This is a genomic window from Propionibacterium sp. oral taxon 192 str. F0372, from assembly GCF_000413315.1.
Classification (GTDB): domain Bacteria; phylum Actinomycetota; class Actinomycetes; order Propionibacteriales; family Propionibacteriaceae; genus Brooklawnia.
The window spans coordinates 116,438-138,325 of the sequence record NZ_KE340298.1; the positions used below are offsets into that span (position 1 = coordinate 116,438).

Annotated in this window: 21 protein-coding genes; 7 read left to right on the plus strand and 14 right to left on the minus strand. The window is 61.0% G+C overall.

Annotation, left to right across the window (positions count from 1 at the left end):
- Genes HMPREF1531_RS11840 through HMPREF1531_RS11855 form a run of 4 tightly spaced genes read right to left on the minus strand, consistent with a single transcriptional unit; the run spans position 1 to position 3,688 of the window.
- Complete coding sequence (locus HMPREF1531_RS11840; protein ID WP_016670195.1) at positions 1–345, minus strand: non-heme iron oxygenase ferredoxin subunit; 345 nt, start codon at positions 343–345, stop codon at positions 1–3.
- Positions 345–1,502 (minus strand): SufB/SufD family protein, encoded by a 1,158-nt coding sequence (locus HMPREF1531_RS11845; RefSeq protein ID WP_016670196.1) that lies wholly within the window; start codon positions 1,500–1,502, stop codon positions 345–347. The genes HMPREF1531_RS11840 and HMPREF1531_RS11845 overlap by 1 nt, the downstream gene beginning before the upstream one ends.
- A 42-nt stretch (positions 1,503–1,544) precedes the next feature.
- On the minus strand, positions 1,545–2,975 hold the full coding sequence (gene sufB, locus HMPREF1531_RS11850; RefSeq protein ID WP_016670197.1) for a Fe-S cluster assembly protein SufB: 1,431 nt from the start codon (positions 2,973–2,975) through the stop codon (positions 1,545–1,547).
- Positions 2,972–3,688: a helix-turn-helix transcriptional regulator gene (locus HMPREF1531_RS11855; protein WP_036899453.1), complete on the minus strand. Its 717-nt coding sequence runs from the start codon at positions 3,686–3,688 to the stop codon at positions 2,972–2,974. Before HMPREF1531_RS11855 ends, sufB begins: the two co-directional genes overlap by 4 nt.
- Positions 3,689–3,915: 227 nt before the next feature.
- Between HMPREF1531_RS11855 and HMPREF1531_RS13115 the strand changes: the two genes are divergently transcribed.
- The 6 genes from HMPREF1531_RS13115 to pgl are packed head-to-tail and all read left to right on the plus strand — an operon-like array spanning position 3,916 to position 9,763.
- A complete protein-coding gene (locus HMPREF1531_RS13115) occupies positions 3,916–4,119 on the plus strand; it encodes a hypothetical protein (protein ID WP_016670199.1) in 204 nt (67 codons plus the stop codon).
- A gap of 26 nt (positions 4,120–4,145) precedes the next feature.
- Positions 4,146–5,414 (plus strand): FGGY family carbohydrate kinase, encoded by a 1,269-nt coding sequence (locus tag HMPREF1531_RS11860; RefSeq protein WP_232210285.1) that lies wholly within the window; start codon positions 4,146–4,148, stop codon positions 5,412–5,414.
- Positions 5,415–5,453: 39 nt separating this feature from the next.
- Complete coding sequence (gene tal / locus HMPREF1531_RS11865) at positions 5,454–6,551, plus strand: transaldolase (protein ID WP_016670201.1); 1,098 nt, start codon at positions 5,454–5,456, stop codon at positions 6,549–6,551.
- A 31-nt stretch (positions 6,552–6,582) separates the two neighbouring features.
- Positions 6,583–8,112, plus strand: a complete 1,530-nt coding sequence (gene zwf, locus HMPREF1531_RS11870; protein WP_016670202.1) for a glucose-6-phosphate dehydrogenase — start codon at positions 6,583–6,585, stop codon at positions 8,110–8,112.
- Between the two features lie 9 nt (positions 8,113–8,121).
- Positions 8,122–9,018 (plus strand): glucose-6-phosphate dehydrogenase assembly protein OpcA, encoded by an 897-nt coding sequence (locus HMPREF1531_RS11875; RefSeq protein ID WP_016670203.1) that lies wholly within the window; start codon positions 8,122–8,124, stop codon positions 9,016–9,018.
- A gap of 4 nt (positions 9,019–9,022) precedes the next feature.
- Positions 9,023–9,763, plus strand: a complete 741-nt coding sequence (gene pgl / locus HMPREF1531_RS11880) for a 6-phosphogluconolactonase (protein WP_016670204.1) — start codon at positions 9,023–9,025, stop codon at positions 9,761–9,763.
- 35 nt (positions 9,764–9,798) lie between these two features.
- On the opposite strand, the gene HMPREF1531_RS11885 is transcribed toward pgl, so the two are convergent.
- The 10 genes from HMPREF1531_RS11885 to HMPREF1531_RS11930 form a co-directional block, all read right to left on the minus strand.
- The gene (locus HMPREF1531_RS11885; protein ID WP_036899567.1) at positions 9,799–10,155 is read right to left on the minus strand and encodes an RNA polymerase-binding protein RbpA; all 357 of its coding nucleotides are present in this window, start codon (positions 10,153–10,155) and stop codon (positions 9,799–9,801) included.
- 31 nt (positions 10,156–10,186) lie between these two features.
- A complete protein-coding gene (secG, locus tag HMPREF1531_RS11890) occupies positions 10,187–10,462 on the minus strand; it encodes a preprotein translocase subunit SecG (RefSeq protein WP_016670206.1) in 276 nt (91 codons plus the stop codon).
- Positions 10,463–10,613: 151 nt separating this feature from the next.
- A complete protein-coding gene (gene tpiA / locus HMPREF1531_RS11895; RefSeq protein WP_016670207.1) occupies positions 10,614–11,393 on the minus strand; it encodes a triose-phosphate isomerase in 780 nt (259 codons plus the stop codon).
- 2 nt (positions 11,394–11,395) lie between these two features.
- Positions 11,396–12,607 (minus strand): phosphoglycerate kinase, encoded by a 1,212-nt coding sequence (locus HMPREF1531_RS11900; protein WP_036899457.1) that lies wholly within the window; start codon positions 12,605–12,607, stop codon positions 11,396–11,398.
- Between the two features lie 89 nt (positions 12,608–12,696).
- Complete coding sequence (gene gap / locus HMPREF1531_RS11905; protein ID WP_016670209.1) at positions 12,697–13,701, minus strand: type I glyceraldehyde-3-phosphate dehydrogenase; 1,005 nt, start codon at positions 13,699–13,701, stop codon at positions 12,697–12,699.
- Positions 13,702–13,861: 160 nt separating this feature from the next.
- Positions 13,862–14,839, minus strand: coding sequence for a DNA-binding protein WhiA (gene whiA, locus HMPREF1531_RS11910; RefSeq protein WP_036899573.1), 978 nt, complete (start codon positions 14,837–14,839; stop codon positions 13,862–13,864).
- A 118-nt stretch (positions 14,840–14,957) separates the two neighbouring features.
- A complete protein-coding gene (locus tag HMPREF1531_RS11915; protein WP_016670211.1) occupies positions 14,958–15,896 on the minus strand; it encodes a gluconeogenesis factor YvcK family protein in 939 nt (312 codons plus the stop codon).
- A 5-nt stretch (positions 15,897–15,901) separates the two neighbouring features.
- Positions 15,902–16,741, minus strand: coding sequence for an RNase adapter RapZ (gene rapZ, locus HMPREF1531_RS11920; RefSeq protein WP_016670212.1), 840 nt, complete (start codon positions 16,739–16,741; stop codon positions 15,902–15,904).
- 96 nt (positions 16,742–16,837) lie between these two features.
- Positions 16,838–18,817, minus strand: coding sequence for an excinuclease ABC subunit UvrC (uvrC, locus tag HMPREF1531_RS11925; RefSeq protein WP_036899580.1), 1,980 nt, complete (start codon positions 18,815–18,817; stop codon positions 16,838–16,840).
- Between the two features lie 202 nt (positions 18,818–19,019).
- Positions 19,020–20,435: an APC family permease gene (locus tag HMPREF1531_RS11930; protein ID WP_016670214.1), complete on the minus strand. Its 1,416-nt coding sequence runs from the start codon at positions 20,433–20,435 to the stop codon at positions 19,020–19,022.
- Between the two features lie 175 nt (positions 20,436–20,610).
- Between HMPREF1531_RS11930 and HMPREF1531_RS11935 the strand changes: the two genes are divergently transcribed.
- Positions 20,611–21,888, plus strand: coding sequence for a M16 family metallopeptidase (locus HMPREF1531_RS11935; protein ID WP_016670215.1), 1,278 nt, complete (start codon positions 20,611–20,613; stop codon positions 21,886–21,888).

Here is a 21,888-nt window from a genome sequence, read left to right on the forward strand (position 1 = left end):
TCAGTTCTCCTGGTTGTTGATCGGGTTGTCGATGTCGACGAGGATTCGCTCGCCGTCGATGACTGTGGGATAAACGGGAACCGGCTCGGTGGCCGGGAGATTCAAGGCCTGACCGGTGCGTAGGTCGAAGCGGGATCCGTGCAGGTGACACTCGATGCGGCACTGTTCTACCTCGACGTCCCCCTCGGACAACCGCACCTTGCCGTGTGAGCACTCGTCGGTAATGGCGAAGACCTCCTCGCCGATGCGCACCAAAGCCACCTCAATTTCAGATCCGGGTATCTCGATACCCAACGCCTCGCCCTCGACCAGTTCGTCCAAGGTTGCGACCTCGACGGCTGTCATCAGGACTCCTCACTCAGCAGTGATTCGCGGGCCACGCCCTCAATGGATTCGAGCTGGTGGTTCAAGGCCTCGACGAGCCGGGCCTCAATCTCGGGGACTTGGATGCGTCCGATGATGTCGAGGAAGAATCCCTCGACGATCAACCGACGCGCCTGCTCCTCGGGCACCCCACGGGAACGCAGATAGAACAGCTGCTCGTCATCGAAACGCCCGGTTGACGAGGAGTGCCCTGCGCCGCGAATCTCCCCGGTCTCGATCTCCAGATTCGGCACCGAATCGGCTTGACAACCCTCGGTGAGTACCAAGTTCCGGTTGGTCTCATAGGTCTCGATGTCAAGGGCGGTCTTGCGGATCAGCACATCACCAATCCACACCGAGTGTGCTCCTTTGCCCTGCAGCGCACCCCGGTAGTCAACATGGGAGACAGTGTGCGGATCAACATGGTCGACGAACAGCCGGTGTTCGACGTGTTGGCCGGCACGCACGAAGTACATGCCCAGTTGGTTCAACTCGCCACCTGGCCCGTCATACTCGGCGCGCTCCACCAGACGTACATCGCCCTGGCCGACGGTGGCCTGGATGGTGCGCACTTGGGCATCCTTGCCGACCTTCACCGAAACCTGACCGCCATGCACGGACCCGGCATCCCAGTCCTGGACGCTGACCAGGTCGACTCGGCTGGCCTGGGCGGCAGCAAGTTCCACCTTTGTGGCGATCCGGCCCGAACCAGTGTGCCGCAGGATGATCTTGGCCACGGCCTGTTCCCCCACCGACACCAGCAAATGCCCGCGAGCCAGCGAACCGTCGCCGGTCATCTCAATGGTGATCGGCTCAATGAGCTCGGCTTTCCGGGGAACCTCAACAACCGTCACCGCCTCGGGCTCGAGTGCGGCCCACGCGGCAACTCGGTCCACCGGCGGGTCGAAGGCCAACTCGACGGCCTCGGCGGGATTCACCTGCCGCACCACCACCTCGGTGGGTGCGGTGACCCTCACAGGCAACGTAACCGCCCCGCCAGTGGTAATCAGGTCACGGAACCTCTTGACGGGACTGAACCGCCAAACCTCTTCGCGGCCGGTGGGCTCAGCGTGGTCGGCCAATTCCCAGGACGGCACCGGGTGCAAATGGGAGTTAAACTTCTGATCGTTGGTGCTCAACGTATCTCCTGAATTCTCGTTGGTGACAGGGGACGGTCGGGATCAGCCGACCGCGCCCTCCATCTGCAGTTCGATCAGTCGGTTGAGCTCCAAGGCATATTCCATTGGCAGCTCACGGGCGATTGGTTCAACGAATCCACGCACCACCATGGCAGCGGCCTCGTCCTCGGACAAGCCACGCTGCATGAGATAGAACAGCTGGTCCTCAGAGATCTTCGATACGGTGGCCTCATGGGCCATCGACACGTCCTCCTCCCTGACATCGACATAGGGGTATGTGTCGGTGCGGGAGATGTTGTCGACGAGCAGGGCGTCACACTTTACCGAGGAAGCCGAGTGGAAAGCTCCCGGCTGAACCTCGACCAAGCCACGGTAGGCTGAACGCCCACCCGAGCGCGACACCGACTTCGACACGATGGTTGAGGAAGTATGGGGAGCACAGTGCACCATCTTCGAGCCGGTGTCCTGGTGTTGTCCCTCACCAGCAAAGGCTACCGATAAGGTCTCCCCCTTGGCTCGCTCACCCATGAGCCATACCCCTGGGTATTTCATGGTGGCCTTGGCGCCGATGTTGCCGTCAACCCATTCCATGGTCCCCCCGGCCTCGACGATCGCCCGTTTGGTGACCAAGTTATACACATTGGTCGACCAGTTCTGGATAGTCGAGTAACGCACCCGGGCGTTCTTCTTCACCACGATCTCGACAACCGCAGCGTGCAGCGAATCTGATTTGTAAATCGGGGCAGTGCAGCCCTCGACGTAGTGGACGTAGGAACCCTCGTCGGCGATGATCAGCGTCCGCTCGAACTGGCCCATGTTCTCGGTATTGATCCGGAAGTAGGCTTGCAGCGGGATCGAAACCTGGGCGCCCTTGGGTACGTAGATGAACGACCCACCCGACCATACCGCCGAGTTCAGTGCGGCGAATTTGTTGTCCCCGGATGGGACGACGGTGCCGTAGTACTCGCGGAACAGCTCAGGGTACTGCTTTAACGCGGTGTCGGTGTCCAAGAAGATAACCCCTTGACGCTCCAACTCCTCGTTGATCTTGTGATAGACCACCTCAGACTCGTACTGGGCGGCAACCCCGGAAATCAGGCGGGCTTTCTCGGCCTCTGGGATGCCGAGCCGGTCGTAGGTGTCGCGGATCTCTTGCGGCACGTCGTCCCAATCGGCTGCGGGCTTGTCGGTGGGACGCACGTAGTACTTGATCTGATCGAAATCGATGTCAGACAGATCGGCACCCCACGTGGGCATCGGTTTGCGTTCGAAGAGTCCGAGGGCCTTGAGCCGGTGCTCCAGCATCCACTCGGGTTCATTCTTGATAGCGGAGATGTCGCGCACGACATCCTCGTCAAGGCCACGGCGGGCCGAGGCGCCTGCCACGTCCTCGTCATGCCACCCGTAGCGGTACTGAGACAAAGCTTCGATTTGCTCTTCCTGGGTGGGTTGGTTCTCGACCATCGAGGTCATGCGCTCACCTTTCGATCTGCGCCTACAGTTATCGGGTCGCCCACCACGGTGGTGCCACCCAGATGTACACGGCAGGCCACATCGCCCGAAGCGATGGTGGCCAACCGGGACACGTCGATGCCGAGAAGTCTGGAAAAAACATGAGTCTCGGCCTCGCACAGTTGAGGAAATTGCTCAGCGACATTGGCCACCGGGCAATGGTGCTGGCATAGCTCCCCACCCTCGTCGGTGGATGCGAAATAGCCAGCTGCGTTGAGGGCATCGGCCAGCAATTGGGCCGGGTCGGCGCCGGGGTCCTCGGCCCGACGACGCCGGAAGTCGGCTTCAAGAGCGGCGAACCGCTTGTTGGCCAGCCGATCAAGGGCTTCGGGCCCGGCGGCAGCGACGAGCTCAGAAATCGCGCTGAGGGCAAGGTCGTCATAGGCCTGACCAAAGGAACGGCGTCCCTCGCTGGTCAGCAGATAGTGTCGCGCGGGCCGCCCACGCCCACGAGGACCACCCTCCTCGCGGGAGGTGATCTGGTTCGATTCGTCAAGAATAGCGAGGTGACGACGCACCCCGGCTGTGGTAAGACCAAGTTCGGAAGCTAACTGGGCGGCCGTCATTGAGCCGTGCTCCAGCAACAGATCGAGAACCTTCTGCCGCGTGGAGGCATCGGTCGCGACGGCCTCGGCACCAGAGCTCCGCGCGTTCGAACGACCTGAAGAATTCACAACACCAATGTTGTCTAATTCTGTCGACGTTGCCAAGCGGCAAGCCCTGAGGAGACCCTAACAATGTGGCACCTCGGTGGTCTGACCATAGAGTACACGGGGACCGCCCCGTACCGGACATCAATCAGCATGGCCATCAATCAACCGCACACCATCTCACCACGGCGCACGAACCGAGCACGCCCCAGATCAGAAGCCGGAAGGACGATGACCGATAGGATCGGACCATGCCAACCGACTACGAGATTCCTGTTGGCCGGGCTCACACTCCCTTGGTGCTGGGTCTCGATGTGGGCTCCACGGCATCGCGCGGAATGCTGTTCGACATCACCGGTCACCCGCTTCGCCCCCGGATCAAGGTTCCGCATCGCTTCACCACTGCTCCCGATGGCACACGGTCATTGATCCCGACCAGATCGTCGCCGAACTGACCTCGATCATCGATCAACTGGTTACCATCGCCGGAGGCCTGGAAATCATCGGTGTAGCCATGGATACCTTCGCGTCATCGTTGGTGGGCGTCTCCGTGACCGGCCGTGCAATCACCACCTGCTACAACTACAATGACAACCGCTGCGTAGGTGAGGTGGCCGAACTACGGGCCACACACGACGAGGATGACATTCAAGATCGCACCGGATGCCGGTTCCACGCATCCTATCTGCCCGCCCGGCTGCGCTGGCTGGCCCGCACCGAACCGAAGACCTTCAGACAGGTTGCACGCTGGATGTCTCTCGGCGAGTACGTACACCTGCATTTGCTCGGCCATTCCTGTGTCGGCACATCCACTGCCGCCTGGTCAGGGCTGTTGAACCGCCGCCTCGGAGTCTGGGATGAGGTGGCGCTCGGACTCGCCGGGATCGATGACGACGTCCTTTCACCAATCGCTAGTCCGGGCGTTGCCTTGCACCCGCTGAAGAAGTCCCGGGCCCACCGAATGTTCCCAGCCCTGCGCAAGGCCCACTGGTTCGCCCCCATCGGTGACGGTTATGCAGCAACCCGGGGAATCGGAGAAGGCACGAATTCACTGGTGATCTCCTTGGCTACTTCCGGTGCGATGAGGCTGCTGGTCCCCGATCCGGTGGGAGCTGCTGCTGTCGACCTGCCCCGGGGGCTGTGGGCCTATCGGGTGGATGACAACTACAGCCTCGTCGGTGGCGCGGTCAATGACGTCGGACGGGCCACCGAGTGGATGAACCGGGAGCTCAGGCTGCCGGAGTCCAATGTCGTCGCGGCCACCTTGCTGGAACCACCCTCCATGATCACTCCCTTGGTGCTCCCGTTTTTCACCGGGGAGCGCTCGGTGGGTTGGCGCGGAGATTTACGCGCCACCCTGCACCACCTCGATTTCTCCACCTCCAGCATTGAGCTCTACCGCGGTGTGCTGGAGGGGATTGTATGGAGCTTCCAGCGCATCACCGACCAGATGTCCACCATCACCGAGGTCTCCTCGGCACGCGTCGGCGGACGGGTAATGGTCGAGGCCCCGGGCATCCTCACGGTGCTCGCCGACGGGCTGACCCTGGATGTCACCCCGGTGGACATCAAACGTTCCACCCTGCAAGGGCTGGCCTTCATCGCCTTGGACGTATTATCTCCCGGCACCGAGCGGGTCACCGTTCCCAGCGGCGAGATGCTGCACCATGACCCGCAGCGGGCAGCCTTCTACGATCAGCGTCAAATGCTGCTGGACGATCTGTATCGGCAAGTCGTCGGGTCTGGATAAAGTGGAGTGATCAGGATTCAACAACAGGAGCTTCCCGCCATGAACCCGAATCTGAAGGCACTTCACGACGCCAACGTGTCCATCTGGTTGGACGATCTATCGCGCGAACGCATCCGCAGCGGTGAGTTGGCGGAGTTCATCACCAAGAAGTCGGTCACCGGTGTCACCACCAACCCAACCATCTTCGCTGCCGCCTTCCAGGATCTATCTCAGTACGGCACTGAGCTCGCTGCGTTGAAGGGATCCTCGATCGAGACCGCAATTGCCAAGCTGATGAGCCACGACGTCGCGCAAGCCTGCCGCGTCCTCCGAGAGATCTATGACACCTCCAACGGCTACGACGGCCGAGTCTCGATCGAGGTCTCCCCCATGCTGGCCAATGAGACCCAAGCCACCATTGAGCAGGCGGCCCAACTGGTCACCCAAGTCAGTGAGCCCAATGTGCTCATCAAAATTCCGGCAACCAAGGCGGGTCTGCCCGCCATCACGGCAACCATCGGAGTCGGCATCTCGGTCAACGTGACCCTCATCTTCTCCGTCAAACGTTACCGGGAGGTGATGGATGCCTACCTGAGCGGTCTCGAACAGGCAGATGCCGCTGGAATCGATCTGTCCACCATCCATTCGGTCGCATCCTTCTTCGTCTCCCGGGTCGACTCCGAGATAGACTCCCGGCTCACCACGATCGGTACTCCCGAGGCGCTGAGGATGTGCGGGAAGGCTGCCGTCGCCAATGCACGGCTGGCATACGCGGCCTTTCGGGAAGTCTTCTCCTGCGAACGGTTCAAGACCTTGGAGGTCAAGGGCGCCAACCTGCAACGCCCGCTGTGGGCATCCACCGGGGTCAAGAATCCCAACTATTCCGACACCCTGTACGTCGCCGAGTTGATCGCCGACCACTGTGTCAACACGATGCCTGCCAAAACCCTTGATGCCTTTGCCGATCATGGCGTGGTGGATGGCGATACCATCACCGGCAATCTCGACGATGCACGCGCGGTGATCGCTGCCATTGAGGCCCAGGGAATAGCTCTAGAACCAGTGTACGAGAAGCTCGAGGCCGAGGGCGTCGACAAATTCATCGCATCGTGGGAGGAACTCGTCGCCGGGGTTACCTCCGCCCTGGCCAGAGCCTGACCACGAGATCCGGAAGGGTGAGTATCTCACAGTGAACGATGCCTCATGGAACAATCCACTGCGTGACGACGGTGATCGCCGATTGCCCCGGATCGCAGGCCCCAGCGTGCTGGTGCTCTTCGGAGTGACCGGCGACCTGTCGCGAAAGAAACTTCTGCCTGCCATCTATGACCTGGCCAACCATGGGGCTCTTCCCCCGGGATTCGGACTAATCGGTTTCGGTCGTCGTGACTGGTCCACCGAACAGTTCATCGCCGAGATCGCCCCCTCGATACGGGAGAACGCCCGGACCCCCTTCCGAGAAGAGGTCTGGAGACAGCTCACCAACGGGGTGCGTTTCGTCCAAGGCGCCTTCGACGACACCGATTCTTTCCGTCGGCTGCGGGAAACCCTTGATGACTTCGATGCCGAACACGGCATTGGGGGCAATCATGCCTTCTATCTGTCGATCCCGCCGAAGAATTTTGAGCAGGTCATCGGTCAACTCAACACACATGGGATGACTGACCAGTCCCGAGGATGGAAGCGGGCAATCATTGAGAAACCCTTCGGCCACGATCTTGCCTCTTCCCAAGTGCTCAACGACGTGGTTTCCGCTGCCTTCCCGGCAGAATCGGTGTTCCGCATCGACCATTATCTGGGCAAGGAGACCGTGCAGAACATGCTGGCCTTCCGATTCGCCAACATGATGTATGAGCCCATCTGGAACCGGAACTTCGTCTCCGATGTGCAGATCACTATGGCCGAGGACATCGGCATCGGTGGACGTGCCGGTTACTACGATGGTGTCGGCGCTGCGCGCGATGTCATCCAGAACCACTTATTCCAACTGATGGCCCTGGCCGCCATGGAAGAACCTAACTCCTTCTCTCCCACCGACCTGCGCCGGGAGAAGGAGAAGGTGCTCGAAGCCTCCGCGGTTGTCGGCGACCTACGGAGCCACTCCGCCAATGGTCAGTACGCCGCCGGGTACCAAGGCGGACGCGAAGTCATCGGTTTCCTCCAGGAGGAGGGCATCAATCCCACCTCGGTCACTGAGACTTATGCGGCCATCAGGGTGGATATCGATTCCCGGCGCTGGGCCGGAGTTCCGTTCTTCCTACGCACCGCGAAAAGGGCACCGCGCCGTATCACCGAGATCGCACTCAACTTCCACCGCACCCCGCACATGCCGTTCTCCCAGCCCGATATCGAGCAGCTCGGGGTCAACTCACTGGTGCTGCGCATCCAACCTAACGAGGGTATCCAGATGGTCTTCGGCGCCAAGGTGCCCGGAACCCAGATGGAAATCCGTCAGGTGGGGATGGACTTCTCCTACACTGGTTCTTTCACCGAATCCTCCCCGGAGGCCTACGAAAGACTCATCCTCGACGTCCTGCTGGGCGATCCTCCGTTGTTCCCCCAGCAGCGCGAGGTGGAATTATCCTGGCAGATCCTTGATCCGGTGCTCGATTTATGGGCCTGCTCTGGCACTCCAGAACAGTATCCTGCCGGCACTTGGGGTCCCGCCAACTCCGATGCCATGTTGGCTCGCGACGGATATGCCTGGCGTCGTCCCTGAGGAGTGTGCATGATGAGACTCGAAAACACCGATGCCCGGCAGATCAATCAGGCCCTCAACGAGATGCGTGACCAAGGACGCGGGGCAAGCGGCCAAGTGCTGACCCTAGTGATCAACATTGATGCCTATGACACCGATGAGGCAATGCATATGGCTGAACAGGCCGCCGAGCAGCATCCTTCGCGTATCCTCGTGGCCCGTCGTGGCGGAACCAATACCCATCCGCTGAACGCAGCCATCAAGGCGACCTCCTCCACTGAGGTGATCACCTTGGATTTCTCGGGACAAATGGACCGACACGTATCTTCAGTGTTGCTCCCGCTGCTGCTGCCCGAGCTACCCGTCGTCGTATGGTGGCCGACCAGAGCTCCCAACGAACTGTATGCCGACGAACTATGCACCCTGACCAACCGCCTGATCGTAGACTCGGCACGGGCAACCCATCCCACCACGATGCTGGCAAATTTGGCACGGGACCACCGACCGTGCACCACTGACCTCGCATGGGCTCGACTGACCCGGTGGCGTGCCTTGCTCGTCGCAGCACTCGATCAGGCCCGCTCGAAGGTCCTATCGGCCTCAGTGACGGCACCCGCCGATTCGACCCCCTCAGATCTAATGGCGGCCTGGTTAGAACTCAAACTAAGCATCGCCGTCGAACGTCCCGAGCCCGATTCAGGGTATCCCGGTCTGCAATCGGTAGAACTGCTAACCGAGGCCGGGCCCGTCGTGGTGCGCAGGATCTCACGCACCGATGCGGTACTGTCGTTGCCCGGGCAACCCGAGCGCGAAGTGGCGCTGGCCCGCCGCACAATGAAAGCGCTGATCACCGAGGAACTGACCCGGTTGTCTGGGGACACAGCCTTCGATGAGCTGATGGACCACATCGCCAAACGAGAAGGGTGAAACCATGGCCCTGCAACGGATCCACAGATACCGGGACCTCGGCGAGCTGGCCACCGGAATGGCCGGACGTCTCGCCCGCAGGATCGTCGAGTTGCAGGCGATCAAGGACCGGGTGCACATCGCCTTGCCCGGGGGAACCACAGCTCACGCCGTCTTCGAAGCCCTAGCCGGGCTGGCACCAGCCGTCCAACTCGATCCTTCCAAGCTGGAGCTCTGGTGGACCTCAGAACGCTACGTTCCGACCACCGATTTGAATCGCAATTCAACCCAAGCCCTGGCGATCCTGGCCAGAACAATCCAACTTGTCTCGGCCCAAGTACATCCGATGCCCTCCACCAAGGGAACCACCGATCCCAGCGAGGCAGCCTGGGCCTATGCCAAAGATCTCGGCGAGGTTGACTTCGACATCTGTTTGCTGGGGCTCGGCGTCGATGGCCACGTCGCATCTATCTATCCCGGCCATCCATCCATGCGTTCCCAAGCCGAGAAAGGGATGCGGGTCATCGGGGTGAGCGAGGCACCGCTACCACCTGCCGAACGGATCTCGGTCACCCTAAGTACAATCAACCGTTCGGACGAGGTCTGGCTGATGGCCGCAGGCCCTTCCAAGGCCGCCGCCGCAGCCCGAGGAATCAACCATGATGACCGAATCCCTGCAGGCTTGGTACACGGATTGAGCGCCACCTACTGGTTCCTGGACAGAGCCGCAGCGGCTGAGCTTCCTTATCACCACTGTGAATTCTGATTCGGGCCGACACATTCTGCCAAACGCATGAAGCGTCAGTAGATGACCTCTCCCGTCGCTCGCCTATGACGCAACTGGTTGAGTGCCTCGTCGAGGATGGCAACAGCTTCGTCGTCGCTACGGCGTTCCTTCACATAGGCCAAGTGGGTCTTGTACGGGATGTTCTTGGGAGGTGGCGGCGGATTGTGCTGATCGGTGTTGGCCGGAAGCCCGCACCTGGTGCATTCCCACTCCTCGGGAATATCAGCATCCGCTGCGAAGGCCGGACGCGTTTCGTGACCATTGGCGCACCAAAAACTAATGCGCAGACGAGGCGCGGAATCGCCACGCTCAGCCTCACCCATGGGGCCCGCACCGACGCGGCTACCCCTGATGGCATTGCCACCAACCATAGTCATGCTCTCTTCTCGACCAAACGATGAATCAGGCCTGGATCCGGAACAGGAACAGCAAACCGATGATGGTGGCCAACCACAGGACCCCGACCACGATGGTGATCCGGTCAAGATTCCGCTCAGCAACCGACGTACCGCTCATGCCCGTGGTCATGCCCCCACCGAAGAGATCAGACAGCCCACCGCCGCGTCCCTTGTGCAACAGGATGAACCCGATGAGGATCACATTGAGAAAGACCAAGATGACCGACAAGGTCATCGCGGGCCAGGCAAGCAGCGGTACGAAAGTCACGCCCCGAAGCATAACCCACGCACTCACCTGCCCAAAGATGAACAGTTCTGTTGCCGAAACGGTACTGACCGCTTCCCCAGGAACGCCGCGGAGGTGGTGTCCCGAGCGAGGAAACACCACCTCCGTGAGGAACCCAGCCAGCGGCTCGTTCCTGTGCAGGATGTCAGTTCTTGTAGAACAGGGCAATCCGTGCGAATTCCTCGGCTTTCAGCGAGGCTCCCCCAACCAAGGCACCGTCAACATCGGGCTGAGCCATGATGTCGGTGACATTGCCAGACTTCACTGAACCACCGTACTGGATGCGCACCACATCGGCGATCTTTTCATCGTACAGTTCAGCAACGGCAGCGCGGATGGCCCCACAAACTTCCTGAGCATCTGCCGGAGTAGCCACCTCACCGGTGCCGATTGCCCAGACCGGCTCGTAGGCGATGACCAAGGACGCCACCTGCTCGGCAGAAATCCCGGCCAGAGCACCACGGACTTGAGCTACGGTGAAAGCGACTTGCTCGCCAGCCTTGCGCACGTCGAGCCCCTCGCCCACGCAGATGATCGGGGTTAGCCCGGCTTCCAGAGCCTTTCTAGCCTTGGCATTGACGATCTCGTCCGTCTCACCGTGGTACTGGCGACGTTCGGAGTGGCCAACGACCACATAGCTAACGCCCAGCTTGATGAGCATCGCTGCGGAGATGTCACCGGTGAATGCCCCATTGCTGTGCTGGGAAAGATCCTGAGCACCGTAAGCGAGCTTGAGCCTGTCCCCCTCAATGAGGGTTTGCACCGAGCGCAGATCGGTGAAGGGAGGGATGACGACGACCTCGCAGGCCGATGCATCGTGCTTTTCATCGGTCAGGGTCCAAGCTAGCTTCTGGACCAGGCCGACTGCCTCAATGTGGTCCAGATTCATTTTCCAGTTACCAGCCATGATGGGAGTGCGTGCCATGATCAGTTCTCCTCTTCCAAGACGGCCAGACCCGGCAGTTGCTTGCCCTCCAGGTATTCCAGCGATGCGCCACCGCCGGTGGAGATCCAACCGAACTGGGAGTCTGCGTATCCCAAGTCCCGCACGACGGCAGCAGAGTCACCACCACCGATGACGGTCAGTCCGGGCACCTCGGTAAGTGCCTTAGCGACCGCGGCGGTCCCATTCGCGAAGGCCGGGATCTCGGCTACGCCCATCGGGCCGTTCCAGAAGACGGTCCGGGCGTTGCGAATAGTCTCGGCATAGAGCTTCTCGGTCTCAGGGCCGATATCCAGACCCTCTTTGTCAGCAGGGATGGCATCGGCCGCGACGGTCTCGACCTCCCCGACGACGGTGCGGGCCTCGAAATCCATGCCGGCCGCGATGCGAACATCGACCGGAAGCAGAATCTTCTTGCCGGCAGCCTCGGCGTCGGCAAGATATTTGGCGCACACATCCACTTGGGATGCATCGAGGATTGATTTGCCCACCCCGTAGCCCTTCGATTGCAGGAAGGTATAGGCCATTCCCCCACCGATGATCAGCGTGTCGGCCACCTTCAGTAGGTTGTCGATGACGGCCAGTTTGTCGGCTACCTTCGCTCCACCAAGGACCACGACGAAGGGACGCTCCGGATCAGTAGTGATCTTGGAGAGCACTTCGACTTCCTTGGCTACCAGCTCACCCGCGGCAGAGGGTAACTTCTGCGCAATATCGTAGACCGAGGCCTGCTTGCGGTGCACCACGCCGAACCCGTCGGAGACGTAGATATCACCGAGTTCGGCGTACTTGGCCGCAAGCGCCTCACGCTCGGCGGCATCCTTCGACTCCTCGGCAGGCTCATACCGCACGTTCTCCACCAAGGCGATCTGTCCGTCGGTCAGGGAACGAGAGACTTCGATGGCAGAAGGACCAACGACATCGGTGGCGAGCTTGACCTCGGTGCCGAGCAACTCGCCGAGCCGTTTGGCCACCGGAGCCAAAGAATACTTGGGGTTGACCTGGCCCTTGGGACGCCCGAGGTGAGCTAGCACGGTGATGCGGGCACCGGCCTCACGCAGCTTTCCCAAGGTGGGCAGGGCGGCCTTGATGCGGCCGTCGTCGGTGATGGTGTCGCCGTCGAGCGGGACATTGAAATCGCAGCGGATGACCACGCGCTTGCCGCGCAAGCTAATGAGGTCGTTCATGGAACGCACTGTTGTGCCTTTCTGGTTTCAGGGTACGGTGAAGGGCACGCCAGTCTCGACCGACGTGCCCTTTCGTACTGCATGTGTTGCCCGACAGATCAGAGCTTAGAGCCGACCATGCCAGCCAGGTCGACCAAGCGGTTGGAGTAGCCCCACTCGTTGTCATACCAAGACAGGATCTTGACCAAATTGCCGATGACCTTGGTGTAAGAGGCATCGAAGATTGAGGAGTGCGGATCGCCCTGGATGTCGGAGACGACAATCGGATCCTCGGTGTAGGCCAGAACACCCTTGAGCTCACCCTCGGCGGCCTCCTTGACGGCTGCATTGATCGCCTCAACGGTGACCTCCTTGGTGGCAACGAAGGAGAGGTCAGTGACCGAGCCGGTGGGAACCGGGACGCGCAACGCGAAACCGTCAAACTTTCCCTTCAACTCTGGCAAGACCAAGGCCACGGCTTGGGCAGCACCGGTCTTGGTCGGGATGATGTTGAGGGCCGCGGAACGTGCGCGACGCAGATCAGAGTGCGGACCATCCATCAGGTTCTGGTCTGCGGTGTAAGCATGAACGGTAGTCATCAGACCACGATCAATGCCGAAATTGTCTTGCAAGACCTTGGCCACCGGGGCCAGGCAGTTGGTGGTGCAGGAAGCATTGGAGATGATGTTGTGCTTGGCCGGATCGTAGTCACCCTCGTTGACGCCCATGACGACGGTGATGTCCTCGTTCTTGGCGGGAGCCGAGATGATGACCTTCTTGGCGCCGGCCTTGATGTGGGCAGAGGCCGCCTCGGCATTGGTGAAGCGACCGGTCGATTCGATGACGATGTCGACACCCAGCTCACCCCACGGCAAGGCTGCAGGATCGCGCTCGGCAAGAACCTTGATCTTGTGACCGTCGGCGGTGATCGACTCGTCGTCGTAGGTCACCTCACCCGGGAAACGACCCAGCACGGAGTCGTACTTCATCAGGGTGGCAAGGGTCTTGTTGTCGGTGAGGTCATTGGCGGCGACGATTTCAATGTCCGCGCCCTGCTCCTTGGCAGCGCGGAAGAAGTTGCGGCCGATACGGCCGAAACCGTTGATACCAACCTTGACGGTCATATGGTGTGCCTCCTTGGCGGACCCGCTGCGCTTCCGATAACGCAGCTCGTGACTTTCGGGCGCTAGTAATTCTACTAGGCTGCGGGACGCGGGTCCATGAATCGTCCGGTCGTGCTTCACCCAGGGCAACTGTTGCCGCAGCAGACGGGAAAGCGGTTACTCAGTCGAGCATGTCGGGGGTAAGCACCGATTCAGTGCCGTTAATTCCCCGCTCCGCAGCGACCTTATCGGCCATGGCCAGCAGGCGACGGATACGCCCGGCGATGGCGTCCTTGGTGAGCGGCGGGACATGAAGCTGGCCAAGTTCTTCCAAAGAGGCTTGCTTGTTCTCCAGGCGTAGTACCCCGGCCGAGCGCAAATGGTCAGGAACCTCCTCGCCGAGAATCTCCAGAGCTTTCTCCACCCGGGCTCCGGCCGCCACTGCAGCGCGCGCAGAGCGACGCAGATTCGCATCGTCGAAATTGGCCAGCCGGTTCGCCGATGCACGCACTTCACGGCGCATCCGGCGGTCTTCCCAGACCAGCACCGATTCGTGGGCACCCATCCGGGTCAGCATCGCGGAGATCGCATCGCCATCCCGCACGACCACACGATCGGCCTGCCGTACCTCACGCGCCTTTGCCTGCACATCAAGGCGACGGGCCGCGCCGACAAGAGCCAAGGCAGCTTCCGAAGATGGGCAGGTAACCTCCAAGGCCATCGAACGCCCGGGTTCGGTCAGCGAGCCACGAGCCAGGAAGGCCCCACGCCACACGGCCACCTGTTCAGCGGTCCCGGCCCCCACTACTTGAGGAGGAAGACCTCGCGCAGGGCGTCCGTGAGTGTCAATCAGCCCGGTGCGCCGGGCCAACGCCTGACCGTGCCGCACCATGCGTAGCAGGTAGGTCGTAGCACGCCGGATACCGGATCCGTTAACCACGATAAGTTCGGACTCGTAACCGTAGAGATCGGTGATTGTCTGACGCAGCCGACGTGCGGCTGCCCCAGTATCGAGTTCGGCTTCAATGACGATCTTCCCCCCGATGAGGTGAAGTCCCCCACAAAACTTCAGCATGGCGGCGATCTCCACTGCCCGGGTTTCCGGTTTCACAACCCGAACAGTGGCTAGCTCCGCCTTGACCTGTTGTGTCAGTGCCACCCAGGAATCATCGCACATCCCGCGGGGTGCTTCGCGAATCGTGGTCACGACACCTTGTCACAGCCAGGGTAGCTATTCACACCCCGGCATCATTCCACCTGATGGTCGCCGGATCGATTCACGCAGCTCCGACAATGAGGTCGTCGTAGACGGCTGCGAGTCGCAGGGGATCGTGGCGGGCACTACCATCCCTGTGGCGCACAGCGGTCACCAGCAGTTCGGCGCCCAGCATCTGGGCATAGCGCGCCAGGATCGGGTCGCCTGCAGCGAAGGATGCATCGGCGATGATCACATCCAGCCGCAAGCCGGGTGCATGGTCGGCGAGAATTTCCAGATGACGCGACGGCGACACACCGGCGGTCTCATGGGAGGCATCGACATTCATGGTGAGTACCCGGCGCCCGGGAGATGTGATGATCGCCTCGGCCAGTTCAGGAACCAGCAGGTGCGGCAGCACCGAGGTGAACCAGGACCCCGGCCCCAACACGATGTAGTCCGAGGTCATCACCGATTCAATGGCCTCGGCGCAGGCGATCGGGTGGGAGGGAACGAGCCTGATGCCGGTGACCAGGCCCTGCGACACGGCCACAGCATGCTGACCCGCGATGATGATCGACTCGTCCGGGGTTACCGGATCGACGCCCACGACATCGGCCTCGATGGTCAGCGGCACCAGCGACATCGGCAGCACCCGCCCCCTGGCATGGAGCAACTGGCCGACCATGTCCAGACCCGGGACCGTCCCGTGGGATTGCCAGACCCCTTCGATGAGCAGATTCCCTATGGCATGGCCGTCAAGCGGGCCGTTGGAGTCGAAGCGGGACTGCAGAATAGAGGCCCAGGTGCGTCCCGTGGTGTCGTCGCCGCAAAGTGCCGCCAAGGCCATCCGCAAATCACCGGGAGGGATCCCGCCGAGTTCCCTGCGCAGCCGCCCGGATGATCCCCCGTCATCAGCCACGGTGACGACTGCGGTCAGCCGGTCGGTGACCCTGCGCAGTGCCTGGAGGGAGGTGAACAATCCGTGTCCCCCACCCAAGGCAGTCACCGCGGGCAGCATCTCACTCACTCCTTGCCGAGATCCCGGTGCAATATGGACACTTGAAAACCGTTTTCCCTCAGGATGCGGGTCATGGCTTCGGTCATCGCCGTGGAACGGTGTTTGCCACCAGTGCACCCGATCGCGATGGTTGCATTGCGCTTGCCTTCCCGAGCGTAGCCGACTGCAACGACCTCAAGCAGGGATTCAAGCCCACTAAGGAATTCTGCCGCCCCCGGCTGGGATAGCACATAAGAGCTAACCGCCTCCGAGAGTCCTGTCTGAGGACGAAGTGCCGGAACCCAGTACGGGTTGGGCAGGAAGCGGACGTCGAAGACCATGTCAGCATCCAGCGGCACCCCGTTCTTGAAACCAAAACTCATCAGCTGGAAGCGGGTGGAAGTGAAATCACCGACCCCGTAGACATGATCAATGCGTGCCTTGAGTTGGTGCACATTGAGATTCGAGGTGTCGATCACCAGGTCAGCGTAGGCACGCAACACGCTCATCATACGCCGTTCCTTGTCGATCGCCTCGACGATGGACCCGTCCCCCTGCAGCGGCAAGGGGCGTCTGGTTGATTCCTGGCGACGGACGATGGCCTCGTCGGAGGCTTCGAGGAAACAGATTTCCCAGGCAATGCCGTGGGATTCCAGTTGCGCCTGGACCCGGGGCCACTGATCGAACATTTCCCGGGTGCGCACATCAAGGCCGACTGCCAGCAGGTACTGACCGTTTCTCCTGGTGGTCTCTACCAAATCCAGCAGCATCGACGGGGGTAGATTGTCGACGACAAACCACCCCAAATCCTCCATGGCATGCATTGCGGTCCGGCGCCCGGCACCAGACATGCCGGAAATGATCACCACACGCTCAGGGCGGGTTTGCGACGGAAGGTCAGTGTGTGTTGCAGGCACGCATCCATCATCACACGTCACCGCGCTGCCCATCGGAGGCGCGCGTTACAGTTCGGTGATCTCGCCGGTGGCCACATTGACCGCCACCTGGCCACTGTCGCTGGATAGTGCCCGCACCACAGCGGTGGCAGTCGTCGTCCCAAATCCGGGAAGTGCCGCGATCTCCTCGACTGTTGCGGCCCGCAATTTGCGCAACGAGCCAAAGGCCTTGACCAAGGTCTTACGCCGCACCTCACCTAGCCCGGGCACATCGTCGAGCACCGATTCGAGCATAGCCTTCGACCGCCGCGAGCGATGGTGGGTGATGGCGAAGCGATGCGACTCATCACGCACCCGCTGCAGCAGGTAGAGCCCCTCGGATGCGCGAGGCAGGATCACCGGGTAATCCTGATCGGGTATCCACAGCTCTTCCAGACGTTTGGCCAGCCCGACGAGGGTGATTTCAGAATCCAAACCCATCTCCACCAGCACCTGTTGGGCCGCGTTGACCTGGGGCAGCCCGCCGTCAACGACGATAAGCGCCGGCGCATAGGCGAACTTCCGGGGTGCTCCCGTGGTGGGGTCGATGAGCGGGGGCCCATCCTCCTCTTGTTCGGCATTCATCGATTCCCGGTCATCAACCAGTCGCCGAAGACGGCGACGCAGCACCTCGTCCATGGCTGCAGTATCGTTTGATCCTTCAAAGGATTTGATGACAAATTTCCGATACTCGGATTTGCGGGCCATCCCATCCTCGAAGACGACCATTGCTCCCACCACCTGGGTTCCTTGCAGGTGCGAGATGTCATATCCCTCAATGCGCAGCGGGGCGCTCGGCAGTTCGAGGGCTTCCTGTAGTTCTTCGAGAGCGCGGGAACGGGTGCCGAGATCAGCGGCCCGTTTCGTCTTGTGCAGAGCCAAGGACTGAGCCGCGTTAGCCGCGGCCGTGGCGAGCAAAGTATGTTTATCGCCTCGTTGGGGAACGTGAATGTTCACTCGTCCACCACGCTGCTCGGCCAGCAGTTGGGCCAAAGTATCCCCCGAAGCAGGCGCCACCTCGACGAGGATTTCGGGGGGAACGGTACTTCCCGCGTCCGTGGTAAAACCCAGTTCGTCGGAGTAGAGGGAGAACAGGAAATCCTCGATGAGTTCGCCGACCCCTGACTCGTCGGCCCGATCAGCGACCCATCCCCGCTCGCCGACGACACGCCCGCCCCGGACGTGGAATATCTGGAAGGCCACCTCTAGCGGATCAAGAGCCGCAGCCAGCACATCGGCGTCCACCCCACCGGACAGCACGACGGCATTCTTCTCGGTGGCTAGCTTCAAGGCTTCCAAGGAGTCCCGCAATACCGCAGCCTTCTCATAGTGCTGACCAGCAGCCGCGGCCAGCATCTGGTCGGTGAGTTTGCGTTCCAAGCCCTTGGTGCGTCCCGCCCAGAAGCTGACGAAGTCGTCCACGATCTCACGGTGTTCCGTGGCGCTGACCCATCCCACGCACGGAGCACTGCATTTGCCGATGTGACCCAGCAGACAGGGCCGTCCGGAAGATGTGGCGTTGCGGAAAACCCCGTCAGAGCAGGATCGCATGGGGAAGATTCTCAGCAGGGAATCGACCGATTCACGTACTGCCCACGCCTGACCGAAGGGTCCGAAATACTTGTTGTGCCTGTGCTTGCGCCCTCGCCCGACGAAGACCCGCGGGAACTCGTCGCCATACGTGATGCACAGCCACGGATAGGACTTGTCATCCCGGTATTTGATGTTGAACCGCGGATCGAATTGCTTGATCCATGTGTACTCGAGCTGCAGCGCCTCAGCCTCAGTGCGCACCACCGTCCACTCGACCTTCACCGCGGTGCGCAGCATCGTCTGGGTGCGAAAGTGCAGGGAGGAAGGATCAGCGAAATAGGAGTTCAGTCGGTTGCGCAGGTTCTTCGCCTTACCGACGTAAATGACGTGGCCGAACTGGTCGGAGTACCGGTAGACCCCCGGATTGGTGGGAACCGATCCGGGTGCGGGGCGGTATGAGGCGGGATCGGCCATGGCACCAAGACTATCGTGAGGATCCTCCAGCACCGCTGCACAGGTTGCCGTGATCCCCAACCCGGGCGCCATCCACCAGGAGTTCACCACGGCCTTGCTTGTCTATCCCAACGCCCACGACGTTCCATTCCTTGATCCAGTGCGGAAGGCGGAAAGAGACCCACTGAACGAGTCTTCAGAAGGTCCGTCCGAACTCTCCGGCTCAGTGGATCGGTGGCTCCAGCCCGTCCTCCATATGTTCCACGTCATCGAAGTGCATCTCAAGACCGCGGCGAGCGCCGAAGGCCTTCTCGACGATCCACAGCACGAAACCGATGCCAATGAGCACCAACGCGACGACAAACTGCTCCACATCGCGACCGGTCCACGGCCCCACCAGGTAACCGGTCAGTACAGCCGAAATGCACGGAAGGAAGCCGGGTGCCTTGAAGTGTTCGTGATTTACCTTGTCCTTGCGCAGCACGAGCACCGAGATGTTGACGACAGTGAACACGATGAGTAATAGCAGCGCGGTGGTACCACCCAGCGAAGAAACCTGACCGACGAAAGAGATGAGTATCCCAGCAAGGATCGTGGTGAGGATGATCGCGGTCCACGGGGTGCGACGCACCGGATGTACCTTGCCGAACCAGGCCGGAAGAACCTTCTCGCGGGCCATTCCATAGAGCAACCGGGATGCCATCATCATGTTCAGCAGGGCCGTGTTGGCCACCGCGAACATCGAGATGAACGGGAACACCACATCGAAAGGCAGATCAGGTGCGCCCACCTTGATCACTTGGAGTAGCGGAACTGCTCCTTGAGCGGCAAGTTCGCCCGGGGGCACCAGGGCCACGGCAGTGAGCGACACCAGCATGTAGATCAACCCCGCAATCCCCATGCCAGTCAGCATCATCTTCGGGAACACCCGAGTTGGATCGCGGGTTTCTTCGGCCATGTTCACCGAATCCTCGAAACCGACCATCGCAAAGAAGGCCACCGAAGTTGCCGCAGTCACCGCCAAGAAAACCGACTTGTCTCCCCCAGTCTCAAAAACCGTCACCCGGGAGAAATCCGCCAGTCCCTTGGTCATGGCGATCGCCCCAACCAAGATAACGATGAGCAGACCAGAGAGCTCGATGAGGGTGAGCACCACGTTGGTCTTCACACTGTGGCCCACACCCCACAGATTCACGATCATCACCAAAATGATGAAACCGATTGCCACCAACGTAGTGAGCAGCTCATTCGACTCGATGTGGAAACCCTTCATCAGGTTCGCCGCGAAGGCCCGCGAGGCCGTGGAAGCCGAGGTGATGCCCGATGCCATCACGATGAAGGTCACCATGAAGGTGAGCAGGTGAATGCCGAACCCCTTGTGCGTGTACAGTGCGGCGCCCGCGGCCCTCGGATATTTCGTCACCAACTCCAGATAGGAGAAAGCCGTCATGAAGGCCACGACGAAAGCAATGAGGAAGGGCAACCAGACCACCCCGCCTACCTGGCGGGCAATGGTGCCGGTGAGCGCATAGATGCCGGTGCCCAAGATGTCTCCCATAATGAACAACAGGAGCACACCGGGGCTCATGACCCTGGCAAGGGAAGACTCCGAAGTCTCGTGATCAGCAGTTTGACTCATTGACTCTCCTGGGGCAGATGGCATCAGCGTCTGGCTTGTTTTGACCTCGAGAATCATCACACACCCAAGGACGAGATCGGTCCGAGTCCATCCATTCGGTACCCCGGCCGATGGCACTCGGCGCGCCCCGAGGCACCACGAGCACCGCAAGGTTCATCTGAGTACCATTCCCCTCATGCCCTTCGATGACCAGGACGTCCACTACGAGGTCTTCGACCAACGTCTGCCCAACGGATTGCGCGTGGTAGTCAATCCCGACCCGATCGCGCCGGGAGTCGCGGTCAACTTATGGTATCGCGTAGGTTCCTCTGAAGAACCACTCGGCGCGACGGGGTTCGCTCACCTATTCGAACACCTGATGTTCGCCGGCTCCGCCAACGTTGCCTCCGGAGAGCACTTGGCAGCTATCCAGGCAGTCGGAGGATCAGCCAACGCCACCACATCCTTTGACCGGACCAACTACTTCGAAACCGTCGGCCCGCACGCTCTGGAACTGGCCCTATGGCTGGAGGCCGATAGGATGTCCACTTTAACCGTCGATGCCGCGAATTTGGAGACCCAGCGCGACGTAGTCAAAGAGGAAAAACGCCAGCGCTACGACAACATCCCCTATGGTGACCAATTCGAACTGCTGCTCGACCTCAACTTCGGCGCTGATCACCCCTACGGTCACCCGGCGATCGGGTCAATGACCGATCTGGATGCCGCCACCCTGAACGACGTGCAAAACTTCTACCGCCGCTGGTACCAGCCCTCGGGGGCAGTACTCACTCTGTCGGGGCCGATCACTATCAGCCAAGCCATGGAACTCGCCGAGCGCTACTTCGGTTCCCTACCCAATACGCCGGTGCCCGAGTCGGCCCAAGCCCCACCTCTGACCCCGCACACCGGCCATCCAGAGCTGGTGGTACACCGTGAGGTACCACGCCCGATGCTTCACCTGTGCTGGCGCACCCCAGCACTCACGCACCCCGACCGGCTGGCCGTCGATCTGTTGTTGTCGGTACTCGGCGAAGGGCAAGCCTCCCGGCTGCACCGCACGATGGTCCGTGACCAAGAACTCGCCGAAGGCCTCGGCACCTACGATCTGGGCCTGGCCAAACAGGCATCACTCGCGATGATCACATCCCGCCCCCGGGAGGACGTCAACCTCGACCAACTCATCCCACCGGTGTTCGAGACCCTCGCCGCGATCGCCGACGGCAACCTTGATGACCGGGAACTGGAACGCGCCAAGGCTGGTTACGAGCGGGAATGGCTGGCCGGGCTGGCCCCCGTCGAGGAACGAGCCGACCAACTTGGCTTCTACACCACCCATTTCGACGACCCCACACGGATCAACTCCGAATTTGCTGAGATCCAGGCGGTGACCGCCGACGACATCAGCGCTGTCGCCCGCCGCTGGTTCGACCCCGCAGCCGCCGCTACACTGCGCTACGAGATCCAGGAGTGA